Consider the following 19,103-nt stretch of genomic DNA (forward strand, 5'->3'; position numbering starts at 1 on the left):
CCAACGCACGGCATAAACCTGCCTAGCGCACAGCGTAAACCTGCCCGGTTTGCGCCCCTTCAACACTCCTCGCATAGGCCAGGCCCACACGTTTTGCAGATACTGCTTCAAAGCCAGGGAAGAAACTGCCCAGTGCCGCGACCGAGGCTTCCAGCAAGCCGGGGCTGACAACATTGATGCGCAAGCCGCGTGGTAATTCTATCGCTGCGCCACGCACAAAACCTTCGATGGCACCGTTGACCATGGCTGCACTGGCGCCAGCACGTATTTGTATGTCGCCGACGAAACCGCTGGTCAGCGTGATAGAGCCGCCATCATGCAGATAGTCCTGGGCAATGCGCGCAACATTCACCTGGCCCATGAGCTTGCTGTTGAGGCCGATATGATAGTGCTGTTCTTCGATTTCACCCAGAGGGGCAAAATGCACATGGCCTGCCGCAACCACCACGCCATCAACCTTGCCAGTACGGGCAAACAGCACCTGTATCTGTTCGCTGTTGCTGATGTCCAGTTGTATGTCACCGCTGCTCTTGCCAACGCGGATAAGTTCATGACGGGCACCGAGTTCATTGCTGATAGCGCTGCCTACTGTGCCGTTGGCACCGATGATGATGAGTTTCATGGTTTGTTCCTCTCGTTGGTGATTGCATTCGTTTTAAATAATCCTGAAGCTTTGAAGTTCAGGATTAAGTATCTTCCAATTTTTAATGTAGATAAATGTCACAGAAACGCATATATTGCTAACCATTGGTTAGTAATTGAGGTGAGCAATGGATAAATTGCGCAGCATGGAAGTATTCGTCGCCGTTGTCGATGCAGGCAGTTTTACGGCTGCCGCAGCGCAGTGCGAAATCTCACCCGTCATGGTCGGCAAACACATACAGTTTCTGGAAGAACTGCTCGCCGCGCGCCTGTTGACACGCACGACGCGCCGCCAGAGCCTGACTGAGCTGGGTTTGCAATACGCGGAGCAATGCCGGGCCATACTGGCGCAGATCAGCGAGGCAGAGTCCGGTGCCGCCAGGATGCGCGGCGGTGCCCGTGGCGTGCTGAAGATCACCTCCCCCGTGACCTTCGGCAGTGAATTGCTGGCTCCGGCCATGGTTGATTACCTCGCGCAATATCCAGAAATGCGTGCTGACCTGCACATGAATGACAGACTGGTGGATGTGGTCGAAGATGGCTACGATGCCGCCATACGCATAGGCAGGCTGGAAGATTCCACCCTGATTGCCCGCCCGCTACGGCCTTACCGCATGATGATCTGCGCCGCGCCTGCCTACCTGCAACGCAAGGGCATACCGTTTAAACCTGCCGATCTGACAGCGCATGAATGCCTGGATTTTTTACACTGGAACAAGCATGTGCGCTGGCGCCTGAGTGAAGACGTCACCGACATCCCCGTCAGCCGCCTGCGTTCGAACAATGGCCAGGCCTTGAAGAGTGCTGCCGTGGCTGGTTTCGGTATCGTCATGCAATCTGAACTGCTGCTCGCCAGTGAGGTTGCTGCAGGCAGACTGGTGCCACTGATGGAAGACTACCTGCCAGCGTCACGCCCCATGCATCTGCTGTATCCACGTGACAGGCAACCCACGCCCAAGCTTTCTACGTTTATAGAATTCATGCTGGGCAGGTTTGGTTTGCCAGCAAAGGCACATGCGGTCTCATCATAAGGATGCATTCTCTTTTGCAAGCTGATTTTTTTGTCGCAGTGCAATCAGCAGACTGACCAATAATCCCGCAACAAACCCATACAAATGCCCGGCCTTGATACCTGCAATCGCATGCACATCCAGCGCTACTTGTATGGCGACTACCAGGCCGGCAAACCAGGTCACTTTGCTGCGTGGCTGCAAGACCAGCATGCCGGCACACAAGGCCATCAGGGCCTGTGAGGCACCGTCGGTGACGAGTGCAGGGTAATACCAGGCGCTGGCAGCTTGGCCGGTGAGGCCGCCAATGAAGTAAATCGCCAGCAGGGCCAGCCAGCCTCTTGCTCTTTCCAGGCTGCTGGCAAGGATGAGTATGGACAAGGCATTGAACAGCATGTGCAGGAAATGTACATGCAGGAATTGCGAGACCAGCAAACGCCACCATTCATGGCTGGTGAACAGCTCCCCGGTTGCCGCACCCAACTGCGGCAGGAGTACGGATTTTTGCGAGGCAAAAAAAGATTTTCCGAAATACAGGACAGGGCAAGTCCAGCCCGCCAATATCAGCACAAAGAGAAGAATTGCTACAGGCGATATGGGTAAAAGTTTTTTCAGGCTCATCTTGCTGATTTTGCATGCTTATGCGAGAGCAAGAATTTATCATGAAAGCAGCTGTGCCAGCCCAGGGATTGTTTATTTGTGCATTGCACAAAAGAAAGTATTTGCCTTTTATCCTTCCTTATTTGATTATATGCGCAAATAGTATTATTTGAGCTTGATCAAAAACAGATCGTGAAAACTGTGCTTGGAGAATAAACTATGCTGTCACTGATAGTACGGATGGTGGCAGCATACAGGCGCAGCATGAACCCAGTATCTCATTGGAAAGTTTCAGTCTCATGTCTATCCAGATAAAAAAGTCCGGTCTTTTGCGCCGTGCACCCGAGAATTTTTTGGATGCACCCTTGCGCGAGGCCATTACTGAGCAAGGCTTGAATGATGAGCGGCGTGGCTTCTTGCGCAAAAGCTTTGCTGCAGCGACGGCTGCACTGGCAAGCGGTGCTGCCATGGCCAGACCTGGCAGCATGCCTGAAGGTGATGGCGACCCACTGATACTGAATTTGCAGGATCAGGCCAAGACACTCGGCAACCCGGTCGTCATGCAAGGCTATGGCCAGCCATCTAAATTTGAGGCCAATTTACAGCGTCGCCAGTCACCGGGCTTGACGCGGGTGCCACAGGCTTCCGTGTCGTTCGCACCCCTACAGGGCTTCTTTGGCATCATCACACCGAATGGCCTGCATTTTGAACGCCACCATCAGGGCTGGATAGATATCGACCCGGCACAACACCGCTTCATGATCAATGGCCTGGTACGCGAAGCCAAGGTGTATACCATGGATGACATCATGCGCCTGCCTTCAGTATCACGTATGCACTTCATCGAATGCGGCGCGAACAGCGCAACGGAATGGGGCAATGTCGCCGTGCCTACCGTGCAATACACCCATGGCATGCTGAGCTGCTGCGAATACACAGGTGTGCCCTTATCTGTCCTGCTCGATGATTGCGGCATAGACCGCAAGAAAGCCAAATTTGTCCTGGCCGAAGGTGGCGATGGTTCCGCCATGACGCGCACCATCGATATCGCCCGTGCCATGGATGATGTTATCGTTGCCTATGCCATGAATGGTGAAATGCTGCGGCCAGAAAATGGTTATCCGCTGCGCCTGGTCGTACCCGGCGTCCAGGGGGTGTCCTGGGTCAAGTGGTTGCGCCGTATCGAAGTTGGTGACCAGCCCTGGGCCGCCAAGGATGAAGCGATACACTACATAGACCTGCAACCCAGCGGCTTGCACAGGCAATACACCTCGGTGCAAGAATGCAAGTCCGTCATCACCACGCCTTCTGGCGGGCAGATGCTGCTGGAAAAAGGTTTTCACAATATCACCGGCCTGGCTTGGTCAGGCCGTGGCAAGGTCAAGCGTGTCGATGTCTCTGCTGACGGTGGCCGTAGCTGGCGCACCGCCAGGCTGGAGGGGCCAATACTGGGCAAATGCCTGACCCGCTTCAACATGGACTGGAACTGGGATGGCGGGCCAGCGATCTTGCAATCACGGGCGATAGATGAAACCGGCTATGTACAACCCAAGATCAACCAGTTGCGCGAAGTGCGCGGCACCAAATCGATTTATCACAATAATGCTATTCAATCGTGGAAAATCAATGAAGACGGCGAGGTCAGCAATGTACAAGTGGCCTGAGTTGCGCAAGTCTTTATCTGCCCTTTTGCTGGCTGGCTTCAGTCTTGCCGCCAGTGCAGCGGACTATACTAATATAGGCCGTGCTGCCACACCCAAGGAAGTCGCTGCCTGGGACATTGATGTGCGCCCCGACTTCAGGGGTTTGCCCAAAGGGCGCGGCAGTGTCGATCAGGGGCAGCAGGTATGGGATGGCAAATGTGCCTCCTGTCATGGCACTTTTGGTGAATCGAACCAGGTCTTCACTCCCATAGTCGGTGGCACGACAAAAGACGATGTCAAGAATGGCCGCGTGGCGGCACTGACAGGCAATAGCCAGCCGCAACGTACTACCCTGATGAAGGTGGCGACGGTTTCTACCTTGTGGGATTACATCAACCGCGCCATGCCCTGGAATGCGCCCAAGACCCTGACCACCGATGAAGTGTATGCCGTCACCGCCTATATCCTGAATCTGGGCGGGGTGGTTGCCGACGACTTTGCCATGTCGGACGAGAACATCGCCGAAGTGCAAAAGCGCATGCCTAACCGTAATGGCATGACAGAGAAACATGGTCTGTGGCAAACCAGCGGCAAGCCAGATGTGAAAAACACTGCCTGCATGAAAGACTGCCTGAAGGAAGTCAAGATCACCTCTGAACTGCCAGCCTTTGCCCGCAGTGCGAACGGTAACCCGGTAGAGCAAAACCGTACTATTGGTGCCGTGCGCGGTATCGATCTGAACAAGGCTGCCGTCATCAAAGTCAGTGCGCCAGCTGCGGATGAAGGTTTGAAGCTGGCCAAACAATATGCCTGCACGGCCTGCCATGGCGTCAAGGACAAAGTAGTGGGCCCCGGCTTTGCCCAGATCGCTGCAAAATACAAGGGTGACGCCAATGCGGAAGCCAATCTGATCAAAAAAATCAAGACGGGCGGCAGCGGTGCCTGGGGCGATATCCCCATGCCACCGCAAGGCCATATCAAGGATGCAGACATCAAGACCATGCTGGACTGGGTCATGCGTCAGTGAACATCGTGGAGCGGCAAGGTTTTTTCAGTTTTGTCATATCGATGGAACGATTTCGCGTTAAGCTTATCAAACTTTTTTAGTTCGCAATATAGCAGCAGTACGCTTACTCAGGAGACAGTAATGAAGCAGGCATTCAAGATCAACGATGACGGCCAGCAACGCCGTGATTTTTTGCGCATATCCACAGTATTTGGCCTGGCCTTTGCCGCTGGTCTGCTCAAGCCATCCGATGTATTTGCTGCAGAATGGCAAGCCAAGGCTTTTGAAGCCAAGAGCCTGCAAGATGCGTTTGCTGCGTTGGGCGCGGGCAGCCCTGCTGTCAGTGCTGATGTCATCATTGGCGCACCGGACATTGCAGAAAATGGTGCCGTGGTTCAGGTTAACGTCAGCAGCAAGGCCGCCAATACAGAATACATTGCGATCTTGATTGAAAAAAATCCAAATGCCATGTCGGCAGCATTTACCATACCCGAAGGTACTGAACCCCAGGTAGGAACACGTGTCAAGGTCGGCGAAACGTCGAATGTGCATGCCCTGGTGAAGGCCGATGGTAAATGGCTGGTGGCATCGAAAGAAATCAAGGTTACTCTGGGTGGTTGCGGCGGTTAATTTTTAGAATTTCAGGTCAGGTGCTACTGTGATGCATCGTAAGCCTGGAGAAGCAGATACAAGCGGGTTTCTCTGTGCACCTCTGTGTCTCCGTGCCTCTGTGGTGAGCTTTCAGGTCTTGACCAGTCTTAATCAAGTATCTATTTAAAATTAGCAAAAAAGGAGACATCATGGGCGATCCTATGCGTATTCGGGCGGCAGTTGTGGGCGAAGCTGTCGAGGTAAAAGTATTGATACGTCACGATATGGAAACAGGTCAGCGCAAGGACCTTGAAGGCAAAGTTGTTCCTGCCCATTTCATCAAGACTCTGCAAGCCAAATGGAAAGACAAGCTGGTGCTGGACGCGCAATTTGGCCCCTCTGTATCCAAAGACCCGTTTTTGTCCTTCAAGTTCAAAGGCGGTGTTAAAGGAGAAAAAGTATCGGTTACCTGGACAGACAACAAGGGTGATCAACGTAGTGATGAAGCCGTCATCGCCTGAAAAGGAAAGAACTATGTCACATGCTGTCTTTAAACTTGCGCAAGCCGTGCCGCTAGCGGTCTGTGTCGCGTTGTGTGCAATGTCTGGTTCTGCGAAGGCACAAGCCGCTTCTCAAACTTCTGCAACTGAAGAAATCGCCAAATACCGCCAGATGCTGGCCGATGGCAATCCGGCAGAGTTATGGGAAATGCGCGGCCAGGAACTCTGGCAAAAAAAGCTTGGCCCCAATCAGGCGTCGCTGGAGCAATGTGATCTGGGTAAAGGCCCAGGCGTGACCAAGGGTGCGTATGCAGAATTGCCGCGCTATTTTAAAGACACCAACAAGGTCATGGACCTGGAACAGCGCCTCATGCACTGTCGCATGAATCTGCAAGGTCTGACACGTGAGCAAGCGGTGAAAACACCTTTTGGTTCTGCCGGTAACCCGTCTGATATCGAAGCCCTGGTGTCTTTTCTGACGGCAGAATCACGCGGCATGAAACTGGCGATCAGCACCAAACATCCGGCAGAAAAACAGGCCTATGAAATCGGCAAGAAAATATTTTATTACCGCGCCGGTTCCCACGATTTTGCCTGTGCATCCTGCCACTCGGCAGACGGCCAGCGCATACGCCTGCAAGACTTGCCCAACCTGAATAACAAGGAAAACGCCCAGGCCGCCTATTCGACCTGGCCAGCTTATCGCGTCTCGCAAGGTGAGGTCAGAACCATGCAGCACAGGCTCAATGACTGTTTCCGCCAGCAACGCTTCCCCGTGCCTGACTATGCGTCAGACACCATCACTGCACTGACCATGTTCCTGGCAAAATCTGCCGATGGCGCGGTCATGAATGCACCTGCATTGAAACGCTAAGGGGGTAGGCATGAAAAATTTACGTATAAATTCACGCATAAGCCATATCAGTATATTGCTGTTAGCCATCGGTAGCACGGCACTGGTTTCTGCCGCTGAACCAGACTATGCCAAAGCCGCACTGGAAATGATGAAATCTGATTTCAAAGCCAAGGGCCCGGCCACCATGGAACGCATGGTGCAACAGGACGAAGCCCAGGCCCTGTGCAGCGCCAACCCGCAAGGACTGAAAGCCAAGCCAGCCAAGAAGCTCGAACAGGCACAACTCGCGACGGTTAAATATCCGGCGGATGGTCAGTATATGGGCGACTGGAAGAATGGCGAAAAAATCGCTCAGAATGGCCGTGGCATGCAGTCTTCAGACGCGATGGGTTCAGTCAACGGCGGCAATTGCTATGCTTGCCACCAGATGAGCAAGACAGAAATCTCGTTCGGCAATATCGGGCCTTCGCTCTATCAATACGGCAAGCTGCGGGGTACCAGCCCGGAGATTGTGAAATACACCTGGGGCAAGCTGTATAACGCGCAGGCCTATAACGCCTGTTCCCGTATGCCGAGGTTTGGGCATAATGGGGTATTGACTGAGGCGCAGTTGAAGGATGTGATGGCGCTGTTGTTGGATGTGGAGTCGCCGGTGAATAAGTGAGCGGACTCTCCTTCCCCTTCAAGGGGAAGGTTGGGATGGGGATGGGGTTTGGCTGATAAGCGGCATTTATAGTAACGTCGCTCCAGCGCAGGCTGGAGCCCAGTGGCGTTCTTTGCACAACCGTGTGCCTTGATTAACGCGATTGCCCTTCGCGGACACAGGCCGGGTCCCGGCCCGGCGGCCGAATCCCTTTCTTTGCTTCGCCAAAGAAAGGAATCAAAGAAAGGCGACCGAGGCGTCGCTGCCCCTTCGGGGTTCCCTTTGCTGCAAGTCAAAAAATGGGAAAGTCCGAAACTCGCCTGCGGCTCAAACAGCGGCCTTTCTTTTTCCATTTTCTGTCTAGCAGCAAAGGCATCGACACATCGGAACTGTCAAAGTCAAAAACAACGACAACATCAGAATCAACAGCAGCGTCAAAATCAACGACAAAGCAACATCAAAACAGAAAGCAAATCACCATGGGCCTGAATCGTCGCGATTTTTTACAAGTAATGGCTATTGCCGCCGCTGGCGGCATGCAGATAGATGCGCAGGCTGCCATCGCCAATCCGGCGGCAGATAAACTCTACGACCTGCCACGCTTTGGCAATGTGCATCTCATGCATTTCACCGATTGCCATGCGCAGTTGTTGCCGCTGTATTTTCGTGAACCCAGCGTCAATCTGGGCATAGGCGCGGCATTTGGCAAGAGCCCGCATCTGGTCGGCGAACATTTGCTCAAGCAATTCGGTATCAAGCCCAATACACCAGAAGCCCATGCTTTTAGCTGCCTGAACTTTGAACAGGCGGCAGCGACCTATGGCAAGGTCGGTGGCTTTGCGCATCTGACGACGCTGGTCAAGCGCATCAAGGGCAACCGGCCCGGTGCGCTCTTGCTCGACGGTGGTGATACCTGGCAAGGCTCAGCTACGTCCTTGTGGACAAAAGGGCAGGACATGGTCGATGCCTGTCTGCAGATGGGTGTGAATGTCATGACGGCGCACTGGGAAATGACGCTCGGTGATAAACGCGTCAAGCATATAGTCGAGAATGATTTCAAGGGCAAGATCGATTTTGTCGCGCAAAATATCCAGACTACCGATTTTGGTGATCCGGTATTTGAAGCCTTTGTCATGAAAGAAATGAATGGTGTGCCAGTCGCCATCATCGGTCAGGCCTTCCCGTATACCCCCATTGCCAATCCGCGCTACTTGGTGCCCGAATGGAGCTTTGGCATACAGGAAGAGAATATGCAAAAGACCGTCGATGCGGCTCGTGCCAAGGGGGCGAAGGTGGTCGTCGTCCTGTCGCATAATGGCATGGATGTCGATCTCAAAATGGCCTCGCGCGTGCGTGGCATAGATGCCATCCTGGGAGGACATACCCACGACGGCATGCCAGCACCTGTCATTGTTGAAAATGGTGGCGGCAAGACCCTGGTGACCAATGCTGGCAGCAACAGCAAGTTCCTTGGTGTGCTGGATTTTGATGTGAAAGAAGGGCGCATACAGGGCTTCCAGTACAAGCTGCTGCCAGTGTTTGCCAACTTCTTGCCTGCGGATGCCGACATGCAGTCACTGATACAAAAAATCCGTGCACCTTACACGGCAAAACTGAGTGAAAAACTGGCGGTGACCGAGGGCACGCTATACCGCCGTGGCAATTTCAATGGCAGCTTTGATCAACTGATCGTCGATGCCCTCATGGAAGTCAAGGGTGCAGAAATTGCTTTCTCACCCGGCTTCCGCTGGGGTACCTCCCTGTTGCCGAATAGTGCCATTACGATGGAGCATGTGATGGACCAGACCGCCACGACCTATTCGTATACCACCGTCACAGAAATGACAGGCGCAGCCATCAAGACTGTGCTCGAAGACGTGGCCGACAATCTGTTCAACCCCGACCCTTACTACCAGCAAGGTGGCGACATGGTGCGCGTTGGTGGTTTGAGTTATGCGATAGAACCGGCAGCAGCCATGGGCAAGCGCATACAGGACATGCGCCTGAACGGCCAGCCTCTGGCAGATGGCAAAGTCTATAAGGTGGCTGGCTGGGCACCAGTGGCTGAAGGTGCCAAAGGTGAGCCAGTCTGGGACGTGGTTGCGCAATGGCTGCGTACCCACAAAAAAATCACGCCGCGCAAACTGAATACACCACGTTTGATTGGCGTCGCTGGTAATCCTGGCATGTTGGGTTGATGAGGGTTTGCTAAGTTATAATGTAACGCTTTAAAATTAGTGAGGTATCGCAAGTCTGGTGCCTCAACCTATGATCACACGAAAATCTTTATCATATTGGTCGCTAAGGGCCAGTTTGACGGCGTTTGTCGCATGCCTGGCCCTACCCGCATACACGACTGATTACTATGGAAAGACGTCGGTGCACTACGGGCTGGAAGCATTCTTGCTTGGTCCTGTAGGTTTGTTTGCTGGCCATTTTTCCTGGCTGGCTAATCTACTCTTGTGGCTCTCCTGGTTTAAGCATACGGACGAGACAAGTGGTCAATCTGTGGTGTTTGCGGTTCTTTCCTTGGTCCTTGCCTGCTCTTTTCTTTTTGGAAAGTTGATCGCGGTCGGTAGTGCAGGCGAATTTCCATACCTTGCTGCAACTGGTTATTACGTATGGCTAGCAAGCATGGTAATGGCAGCAATTGCCGCATTTCAACTGAAAGCATAAAAGAGCCCCGAACTGATAGTTGTCCAGTTTTAGTTTAAGGCCGACTATAAAAATCACACCACGCAAACTGAATACACCGCGTTTGATTGGCGTAACTGGTAACCCTGGCCTGGTTTAAGTCTCGATGGTGGGTAGCGTTCTTTTTGGTAATTTGACGATACCCACCGCCAGCGCTGCACAAATCAGCAAGCCACCCGCCAGCCTGATCACGTTTTCAGGATTGCCACCCAGCCAGGCCTGGTAATACAGCGGCAGGGTGAAGATTTGTATGATCATGGGGATGACGATGAACATGTTGAAAATTCCCATATACACCCCCGTGCGCTCTGCCGGTATGCTGCCAGCCAGCATGATATAAGGATTGCCCATGATACTGGCCCAGGCCAGGCCCACACCCAGCATGGGGATGAATAATAGCGCTGGCGTATGTATGGCCGGTATGCTCATCATGCACAGGCCTGCCAGTGTCAGGCAAGTGGCATGGCTGATTTTTGGGCCAAAGCGACGGGTGAAAGGCACCAGGGCAAAGGCGGCAATGAAGGCGATGAAATTATAGAAAGCGCCTATCTGCCCATTCAATAATCCCGCTTCACGAAAACCGGCAGAACTGGGGTCACTGGTGCCAAATATGCTGCGGCCCAGTGAAAGCATGATGTACTGCCAGTAGCAAAACATGGCATACCACTGGAATAGTTTGACCAGCGCCAACTGGCGCATGGTCGGTGGCATTTCTTTTATTGCCAGACCTATCTCGGCCAGGGTGGCACGCCAGCCTGAGGCTTGTTGCCTGATCTGTGCCAACTGCTCTGTTGTCAATGGGATTTCTGGCGTCGTCTTCAAGGTCCACAAGATGGAGGCAATCGAAAATATCGCACCTATGATGAAAGCCGCAATGACAATATAGGGAATGTGATGGCTGTTAACGCTATTGCTGTTCATGCCTGCCACCACCAGGATCGATGGCGTCAGGTAGGCCAGGGTTTGCCCCAGACCAGTGAAAGCGCTTTGCGTCAGGAAGCCGACAGAATGCTGGCTGGCATCGAGCTTGTCGCTGACAAAGGCGCGGTAGGGCTCCATCGTCACATTATTGGCAGCATCAAGTATCCACAGCAAACCAGCAGCCATCCACAGTGTAGAGCTGAACGGCATGATCAATAAACCCAGGCTGCACAGCACGGCGCCAATCAGGAAGTAAGGCGTACGTCTGCCCCAGCGGCTGATAGTGCGGTCACTCATGGCACCAATCAGCGGTTGTACCAGCAAACCTGTCACTGGCCCGGCCAGCCACAAATAGGGCAGGCTGGCTTCGTCAGCACCCAGGTAGGCATAGATGGGACTCATGCTGCTTTGCTGCAAGCCAAAACTGAACTGTATGCCAAAAAAGCCAAAGTTCATGTTGATGATTTGCCAGAATGACAGGCGGGGTTTGCCGGTCATCTGCGGTGAGCTGGTTGTGGCTGCATTCATGGGTTTGCTCCGCTGCTTGCAATGGCTGGCAGGGTTTCCGTATTCCAGCGTTGTTGCCATTGTTCATAAAAGTCAGCATCGCTGGCAACTGCACCTCTTACGCCGCAAATACCTGCTGCAAATTGATGGGCGCGCTGCAGGCTGGTGAGCAGTGGCCAGCCACGCTGCAGGCCAAGTAAAAAGATGCCAGAGAATGCATCTCCACCGCCTACGGTATCAACCACTTCAATTTTGACAGATTCAGTTGCACTGCGCAGGTATTGTCCAGCCTCATCCAGATAGGCATAACCGCGTTCACCCAGGGTGGTGATAATGGCTTGCAGCTTGAACAGGCTTATCAATGCTGTTGCATGGGTCAGAATATCTGCATCATCCAGTGTGACCACGCTGTCTGCCTTGGGTTTATCCAGGTAAATTTCTGCCAGTATCTGCAATTCTTCTTCATTGACCTTGAGTATGTCGGCAAACTGTAATGATTGCTGTATGGTAGCCAGACTGTATTGCATGGCGCGCAAATTTAAATCCAGGTATTTGAGCGCCAGTGTCTCTTTTAGCAAGGCATACAAGGCTGCGCGTGATACAGGGTTTCTTTGTGCCAGTGTGCCAAAGTAAAAGATGCCCTGATCATGTTCAGGGCTGCCCTGTAGCATGGCTGTTAAGGCTGCATGGCTTTCAATATAGTCATAGGCCTGGTCAGGCAAGATGTCGAACTTGTGACTGGCCTTGTCTGCGCTATTGTCTTGTGTCACCTTGACGCGGCCTGTGGGGTAATGCTGGTCAGTTTGCAAACCAGTCACTGGCAACTTGAACCGCTGCATGTCAGCAAGTATCAATTTCGCAGTGGCATCATTACCCACGCGAGAAATCATCAGGGGAGCACAATCAAAATAACCCAGGCTGCGCGCCACATTGAAAGGTGCACCGCCAACGACAGGCTGATCAGGGAAATCATCAATCAGGATTTCGCCAAAGATGATGATGGGTTTGCTTTGCAGTGACATGGGTTTCTTTTCTGTTAGCGGGCTTTAGTTGCGGTTTAATTGCAAGTTTCAAATCCTTGATACCATTCATAAATCCCTCCCTTTCAAGGGGAGGGGGAGGGTGGGGATGGGTTTCGGCTAATCAAACTAGCACTTAAATTGTAAGCCCCTGTTTCCTTACCAACCACAATTGAGAATATGCTTGTAATGTCACTGTAAGATCAACATCAAGCTTGCTCAACTGATCAACCCAGCCTTGCCCAGGAATATCATGGCCCGTCAGCAGTTCCGCCATATCCAGGCTGATACTATGCTCTGAAAAATTCCCTAAAAATAGCAAAGGATCATCCACGCTGCCGCGCAAAAAAGCCAGCACGGCAGGATTGTTTGCTTTCAACAGTTGTCGTGCTTCCTGCGCAGCAAGTCGCGGCAATTGCCTACGCTGCTGCAATAAGTGACAAAGCGCATTGAATACCGTACCCGCTTCATGCGAACCGGAATGGCGCTGGGCATATAATTCTTCATCCCAGACCGGCCTGTGCAACCAGCGGCTGTCTGCAGCCTGTGCGGGTACCTGCCTGTATGCTTCATCATTTGTCTGTGCCAGCTCATCGCCCATATAAATCAGCGGCATACCGCCAAAGCAAAAACTCAGCCCATACAAGAGTAGCAGACGTTGCCTTGACAGATGTTTTTCTGTTGCTGTTTGTGCGCTGGAAAAACCGGTCAGCGCTGCCGCCATGCCTACCGTGCCGTGGACTGCTGCCGGGTCATTGGCCTGGAAACTGGCGCCGCGCGCATAGCTGCCCTCGCCACTATAGAAGCGGGATACCCTGGCCAGCCTTTGCTGTACATCTTCTGCTTCCAGACTCGCTTCTGGCCGCAGCACATTCCAGCCTATGTCGTCATGGCAGCGCACATAAGTCAGCCAACTGCTTTGCTCTGGCTGCGCTGGCGTGCCTGCAAATACATGGCGCATCAGGCTGGTGTCTTGTTCTGCCAGCGCGACCCAGGAGGCTGCCATCAGGCTGCTGTGATAGGCGAGGTGGCATTCCTGCTTTGAATTCGTCTCACCGCTATTGCCAAGGTAGGCGGGCAATTCGGCCGTCTCAACGATGGCTTCCGCTTTCAGTAAAACACCTGGGGCAGCAATTTCTACCAGACTGCGCAAGGCTTGCAAAATCTGGTGGGCTTCTGGCTGGTTCATGCATTTTGTGCCAGCGCGCTTCCACAAGAAGGCGGTGGAATCGAGACGAAAAGCTTCTACCCCACGGTTAGCGAGGCGCAACAAGGCTGCAGCCATGTCGGCAAAGACGTTTGGATTGCTATAATTCAGATCCCATTGATAAGGGTAGAAGGTGGTCCATACCCATTCCTGCAATTCAGGTGCAAAGCTGAAATTGCCGGGAGCAACTTGCGGGAAAACCTGACCCAGGTTTCTTTCGTAATTGTCTGGTTCTGTGCGATCAGGATAGTGATAAAAATAATCGCGGTAGTGCAGGTCACCTTGCTTTGCCGCGATAGCCCAGGGGTGATCGTCTGCCACGTGGTTGAGGATAAAGTCAGAACACAGGCTGATACCTGCTGCACGCAGGGCAGTGCTGAGTTCTTCCAGGTCTACCATATTGCCAAGATGCGGTTCTATCGCATCAAAATCGGCTACGGCAAAACCGCCATCATTTTCACCAGCGCGGGCTTTTAAAAAGGGCAACAGGTGCAGGTAAGTTACGCCCAGTTCCTGCAAATGCGGTATGCGTTGTTGCACGCCGCGCAAGCCACCGGCAAAGCGGTCAGCATAGCAGCAATAGCCAAGCATGTTTTCTTTGGCGAACCAGTTTTTGTCGGTGCTTCTGGCATCATCCAGAATTTGCAGGGGCAGGGGGCGTGCTGCGATGGCCTCGCCTGCGACTTGCAAGAGTTCTGTCAGCCATGTGGCATACGCTTGTTCATTGCTGAATTGATTGCCATACAGTGTCTGTAGCGTTTGGTATAAATCGGGAAGATGCTTTGCCAGCCTGGCCCCTATGCGCGCGTGCATGCCCGGTGCCAGCTTGCTGAGCAGGGCTGTGAGGAAAGGTGCTGTGTTCGTTGCGGCAGACATGGTGCAGGTAGTGCCTTAGAAAAACGGGTCATTAAAAATGGCTCCCCCACATGTTGGGGGTGTAGGGGAGCCTAAAGTGCTACCAGGGACTGGTTCCGGAAGCGTGGATGGGGCTACTGCGCGACGTGATTTTGAGTTTGTGATGCTCGACGTACTTAAAGTACGACTGCGCGTCTCAACTCAAACTGACGCCGCTCGCTACGCCCCCTCCACGCTTCCTACGCACGGGAGGGAGATGTTCGCTGCACTCCATCCTTGCTTCTTAAAAACTATACTTAAGTGACGCTTTAATACTGCGGCCATTGATGGATCTTGCTGCGTGTCCATCGCCTTCTACTTCGGTGTAGCCTATGTTGTTCGTGAGGTTGTTGACGCTCAGGGATACCTGGACTTTGTCGTTGATGTTGTAGTTGACAAAGGCGTTCAGGACGTGGAAGGCGGGCAGGATCAGGGTGTTGGCGTCGTCACCGTAAGATTTGCCCGTGCCTATCAGGCTGGCACCGAAGACGGCTTCACCCATGGTATAGGTGGGGGCGATCTGGTAGGTGTAGCTGGCCTGGCGGCGTGGGGTTTTACCGACCACTGACTTGTCATTCGCTGCCGTGATGCTGGCATTGGTATAGGTCAGGCCGCCAGTGACTTGGAAGGCGTCGTAGCGATAGCTGGCTTCGATTTCCACGCCCTTGGCATCGTAGTTATTGGCAGTGAATTTTTGTGTCGTTGCTTCAAAATTCGATTCTTCTGTCTTGGCCTGGAACAGGGTCACAAAGCTGCTGAAGCTGCCAGCTTTCCATTTCACACCCGCCTCGGTCTGCTTGACGATATTGGTACTGATCGGTGTGCTGCCATCGAGTGGATTGCCAAACATGATGCGGTCGGCATTGAAGGCGATGCCTTCGCTGACGCGGGCAAATACGGCGATGTCTTTGGTGACACGGTAATTGGCGCCGAAAGAGTAAGACGTATGGTTCACGCCATAGTTGATGAATTTGGTATTGGCCGCTCGATAACTTTGATTGACTGCCTGGTTGAAGGTGCCGCTGGCATCCTGCTTGTCATAGCGCAGACTGCCATCGAGGTTCCAGTTGCCGCTTTCCCAGCCAAGATTGGCATACATCGCATTGGTCTTGTATTGCGCATCGATATTGCGGTTGCAGCAGCCGCCAAATACATCCGTGCCTTGTGCCAGCAAACCGGGTGTGCCTGCAATCGTGCCGTTCGAATTCAAAAGGGCAGGTTTGTCACCGCTGGCCTGCATCAGGTATTGATTGAAGTTCCAGGTCACGCCCAGGTTTTGCAGGGATGAATACCAGCCCACCGTGGTGGCGAACTTGCCACCGGATGTCTCAAATACTTTGGACAATTTCATGTCATTGACGGTACTGCCCAGGTCATCAATCGAAGTATTGAACACGGTCGCCGTAAATGCTGCGCCTGTATATGCTTTGCCTGCATTGGGGCCGGTAGCATAAGTCATGTTCGTCGCTGCGGCACCGGTCACGCCTGCATCAGCCGGGAAGATGGAAATAAAGCGGCCAGTGTTATTCGACTTGCGGAATTTTTCATCCAGGGTCCAGCCACCGCCCAGCTTCAAGGATGCTTCTGCACCAAAGGCATTGTTGACGACATGCAGGCCATCGTTCACATTCGTCGCGATCTTGTTATTGTTTTTATCGAGGACTATATCGCGGGTCCAGTAGGGCGAATAAAAACTGGCGGTGCGCGGGTCTATGCCGGGCAGTTCAGAGATATTTCCATTCACCGTCCTGACTGGCACTGGCATATTCATCGGTGTCTTGTCATCCAGATGCTTGAAACTCAGGCGCAGGTAACCATTGTCCAGTTCATGCGTGATATTGGCACGCAGTTGGCCGCCTTCTTCTGCTGTCATGCCAGCAGGGCGTGAACTGTCGCCACTACGGTAATAACCAGCGATGAAGGCGCGGGTCTTGTCAGACAGGGCTGCGCCATAGCCAAAATCAAAGCGGGTCTGGCTAAAATCCACACCTTTGGTGATGCCTATGCTGCCGCCTTTTTCCTTCCCAGTCTTGCTGATGAAGTTGATGATGCCGCCTGGTGAATTGGTGGCCATGGTTGATGCCGTGCCACCGCGTACTACTTCCAGATGCGAAAGGCTGCCATCGGCGCGCAGATACATGTCTGGTGTGACGAAGGCGATATCGCCAAATTGCAGCAGTGGCAAACCATCTTCCTGGAACTGTACATAACGCGCACCACCGGCAGAAATAGGTACGCCGCGCACTGTCAGGTTGGCATTGCCTTCACCACCTGAGGATTCTGCCCGCACACCAGGGATGGAGCGCAAGATTTCTGCCGCATTGGTCGGCGCGGACTGGGCGATCTGGTCAGCATCGATAGTACTGATGGATACGCTGGCTTTCATCTTGGAAGTGCCTGTGGGCGTACCCGTCACGATGACTGAATTCAGGTTCAGTGAGTTTTTATCTTTGTCTGCTGCTGTATTGTCTTGCGCCCATGCACCGTTCATGTGCAGTAAGGCCAGGGAAATGACGCTGGCCATGCGCGTCATTTTGATGTGTGATGATTTCATTGCTGTCTCCGCTGTCATCATTTTTATAAAGCCGCACAGAACAGGTCTGTGCATGCATGTCTCTTACCTTGTTGCCTGAGCACAGGCATCACGCCGGTAGCGGTGATGCCGTGTCAGTCACAAAAGACCTCCAACAATTTTCGCCGCGCTCTTTGGACGTTCAGGCTGTTGACATTGCAATCAGCCGTCGTACTCTATGGCGCTTTTTTTTGCGATCCCTGGTTTGCCAAGGCAAACGCTGTTGAAGATCTTTTGTAGTGCAGGTGTAGAGAATTATCTGGTAAACCGGATTTAATTGCAATCGATTGCAGAGATGCGGTGCAATAAAGTGGTGCAATATTTCTCTTGGGTAAATTTCAGGCATGCACGAAGATGAGAAGGGTAGATGTTGACGCAAAGGATTGCGTACTATGAAATCTGATCAGCAATCTATCGTATTTTTATCTTCTTAGACGTAAAGAAAATGGCCGTCATCGCATGTATTTCGCAAGCAACAGAAAGACTGGGTGGGCTTATATATGCTGCGATGCACAATGAAAATCAGGAGGGAGTCTTTGAGTTTTCTGTAGCAATACTTTAAATTTTTTAAATATATTGCAATCGTTTGCATAGATTGTCCGTAATGCAAATAATCCATGCTTGTCCTGTCCCGCAGGACGTGTCTGGCGTTGCAGTCAAATACTGCTCGCCCTGACCATCAGTTCTGTAGGTAATAATCTTGCCTCGCTATTGTCATCTTCTATCAGGGATAACAGGGCATCGACCAGCGCCAGGCCTGCCTGTGCCATGGGCTGACGCACGGTTGTCAAGGGTGGGTGAAAGTAGCGCGCCAGTTCTATGTCGTCATAGCCAACCACGGCCACGTCATCCGGCACACGGTAATTTTTCTCGCGGAGGCTGTTGATGCTGGTCATGGCCAGCAAATCACTGCAGGCAAACAGGGCATCGAAACTGATTTTGCGGCTGCACAGTTCTGCCACTGCCAGCTTGCCGCCTTCTTCTATGAATGAAGCGGGCACGACCAGTTTTTCATCAAGGGCAATGCCATGCTGCGCCAGCGCCTTGCAATACCCCTCGTAGCGTTGCGCCACTTCAGGCAATTGCGTGTCCCCAAAAAAGGCAATGCGCTTGCGCCCGCTTTGCAGCAGGTGCTCGGTGGCTTTTTGCCCGCCAGTGACATTGTCGCTACCGACGGTCACGTACAATTGCTGCGGCAATTGTGCCCCCCATACCACGATGGGCACATGGCGCGCCGCCAACTGGTTCAACTGGTCATGGTGACGCCACTGGCCTATCAGGATCACGCCCAGCACCCGGCCAGTATCAAAAATCTGCGCGGCATTATCGAGATGTTCTGCATCTACGCGTGACAACAACATGTCAAAACCACGGTCTGTCAATGCATCGGCGAGACTGCCCAAGATACCGAGGAAGAAAGGGTCAGACAAATGCTGGCGGGTTTCAGAATCAAAGGGCACGACCACGGCAATCGTACGTGTCTGCTTGAGGCGCAAATTACGGGCATCGATATTGATGGAATACTTGAGCGAGCGTGCCAGTTCGGCAATGCGCTGGCGGGTTTCATCATTGACCAGCGTGCTGCCACTCAGGGCGCGTGACACCGTCGAGGTGGAAACGCCCGCCAGCCTGGCAATATCAGCCATCTGCAAACGGCGCTGTTCTTTGCTGGCGGACTTGTGTGCGTCTGTTGTGGTGTCCGTCTTGGCTTTCATTTTCTTGTTCTTAATTTGGGTGTGTGGGCTGAGGTTTTCTCAAGCCCATTATAAAACCGAAATCAGCATTAGCGGCAAATATG

General features: G+C 52.8%; 16 protein-coding genes. 9 read left to right on the forward strand and 7 right to left on the reverse strand.

Annotated features, from left to right (window positions below; all coding sequences use genetic code 11):
* Positions 1 to 22: 22 nt before the first annotated feature.
* Positions 23 to 622: a short chain dehydrogenase gene (locus ACO0LN_RS02415; RefSeq protein ID WP_422970798.1), complete on the reverse strand. Its 600-nt coding sequence runs from the start codon at positions 620 to 622 to the stop codon at positions 23 to 25.
* Between the two features lie 148 nt (positions 623 to 770).
* Here ACO0LN_RS02415 and ACO0LN_RS02420 point away from each other — a divergent pair, with 148 nt between their 5' ends.
* Positions 771 to 1,673, forward strand: a complete 903-nt coding sequence (locus ACO0LN_RS02420) for a LysR family transcriptional regulator (RefSeq protein ID WP_422970799.1) — start codon at positions 771 to 773, stop codon at positions 1,671 to 1,673.
* Here the strand turns inward: ACO0LN_RS02420 and ACO0LN_RS02425 are convergent.
* Positions 1,668 to 2,273 (reverse strand): rhomboid family intramembrane serine protease, encoded by a 606-nt coding sequence (locus ACO0LN_RS02425; RefSeq protein ID WP_422970800.1) that lies wholly within the window; start codon positions 2,271 to 2,273, stop codon positions 1,668 to 1,670. The two genes, ACO0LN_RS02420 and ACO0LN_RS02425, sit on opposite strands and share 6 nt — an antisense overlap.
* A 278-nt stretch (positions 2,274 to 2,551) precedes the next feature.
* On the opposite strand from ACO0LN_RS02425, the gene soxC reads away from it, so the two are divergent.
* From soxC to ACO0LN_RS02465, 8 genes are all read left to right on the forward strand, one after another.
* Positions 2,552 to 3,916: a sulfite dehydrogenase gene (gene soxC / locus ACO0LN_RS02430; protein ID WP_422970801.1), complete on the forward strand. Its 1,365-nt coding sequence runs from the start codon at positions 2,552 to 2,554 to the stop codon at positions 3,914 to 3,916.
* Positions 3,900 to 4,922, forward strand: a complete 1,023-nt coding sequence (locus ACO0LN_RS02435; protein ID WP_422970802.1) for a c-type cytochrome — start codon at positions 3,900 to 3,902, stop codon at positions 4,920 to 4,922. Before soxC ends, ACO0LN_RS02435 begins: the two co-directional genes overlap by 17 nt.
* A 120-nt stretch (positions 4,923 to 5,042) precedes the next feature.
* Positions 5,043 to 5,531, forward strand: a complete 489-nt coding sequence (gene soxY, locus ACO0LN_RS02440) for a thiosulfate oxidation carrier protein SoxY (protein WP_422970803.1) — start codon at positions 5,043 to 5,045, stop codon at positions 5,529 to 5,531.
* Positions 5,532 to 5,701: 170 nt separating this feature from the next.
* Positions 5,702 to 6,013, forward strand: a complete 312-nt coding sequence (gene soxZ, locus ACO0LN_RS02445; RefSeq protein ID WP_162042322.1) for a thiosulfate oxidation carrier complex protein SoxZ — start codon at positions 5,702 to 5,704, stop codon at positions 6,011 to 6,013.
* A 13-nt stretch (positions 6,014 to 6,026) separates the two neighbouring features.
* On the forward strand, positions 6,027 to 6,866 hold the full coding sequence (soxA, locus tag ACO0LN_RS02450) for a sulfur oxidation c-type cytochrome SoxA (RefSeq protein ID WP_422970804.1): 840 nt from the start codon (positions 6,027 to 6,029) through the stop codon (positions 6,864 to 6,866).
* Positions 6,867 to 6,876: 10 nt separating this feature from the next.
* On the forward strand, positions 6,877 to 7,512 hold the full coding sequence (gene soxX, locus ACO0LN_RS02455; protein WP_422970805.1) for a sulfur oxidation c-type cytochrome SoxX: 636 nt from the start codon (positions 6,877 to 6,879) through the stop codon (positions 7,510 to 7,512).
* Between the two features lie 464 nt (positions 7,513 to 7,976).
* Positions 7,977 to 9,689, forward strand: a complete 1,713-nt coding sequence (soxB, locus tag ACO0LN_RS02460) for a thiosulfohydrolase SoxB (RefSeq protein ID WP_422971262.1) — start codon at positions 7,977 to 7,979, stop codon at positions 9,687 to 9,689.
* A 70-nt stretch (positions 9,690 to 9,759) separates the two neighbouring features.
* Positions 9,760 to 10,167 (forward strand): hypothetical protein, encoded by a 408-nt coding sequence (locus ACO0LN_RS02465; RefSeq protein ID WP_422970806.1) that lies wholly within the window; start codon positions 9,760 to 9,762, stop codon positions 10,165 to 10,167.
* A gap of 114 nt (positions 10,168 to 10,281) precedes the next feature.
* Here the strand turns inward: ACO0LN_RS02465 and ACO0LN_RS02470 are convergent, their stop codons facing one another.
* From ACO0LN_RS02470 to ACO0LN_RS02490, 5 genes are all read right to left on the reverse strand, one after another.
* A complete protein-coding gene (locus ACO0LN_RS02470; RefSeq protein WP_422970807.1) occupies positions 10,282 to 11,634 on the reverse strand; it encodes an MFS transporter in 1,353 nt (450 codons plus the stop codon).
* A complete protein-coding gene (locus tag ACO0LN_RS02475; protein ID WP_422970808.1) occupies positions 11,631 to 12,635 on the reverse strand; it encodes a PfkB family carbohydrate kinase in 1,005 nt (334 codons plus the stop codon). The genes ACO0LN_RS02470 and ACO0LN_RS02475 overlap by 4 nt, the downstream gene beginning before the upstream one ends.
* 133 nt (positions 12,636 to 12,768) lie before the next feature.
* Complete coding sequence (locus ACO0LN_RS02480; RefSeq protein WP_422970809.1) at positions 12,769 to 14,715, reverse strand: alpha-amylase family glycosyl hydrolase; 1,947 nt, start codon at positions 14,713 to 14,715, stop codon at positions 12,769 to 12,771.
* A 262-nt stretch (positions 14,716 to 14,977) separates the two neighbouring features.
* Positions 14,978 to 17,287, reverse strand: a complete 2,310-nt coding sequence (locus ACO0LN_RS02485) for a TonB-dependent receptor (protein ID WP_422970810.1) — start codon at positions 17,285 to 17,287, stop codon at positions 14,978 to 14,980.
* Between the two features lie 674 nt (positions 17,288 to 17,961).
* A complete protein-coding gene (locus ACO0LN_RS02490; RefSeq protein WP_422970811.1) occupies positions 17,962 to 19,020 on the reverse strand; it encodes a LacI family DNA-binding transcriptional regulator in 1,059 nt (352 codons plus the stop codon).
* Positions 19,021 to 19,103: the final 83 nt, after the last annotated feature.

It is taken from the genome of Undibacterium sp. TC9W (assembly GCF_049339865.1).
GTDB lineage: Bacteria > Pseudomonadota > Gammaproteobacteria > Burkholderiales > Burkholderiaceae_D > Undibacterium.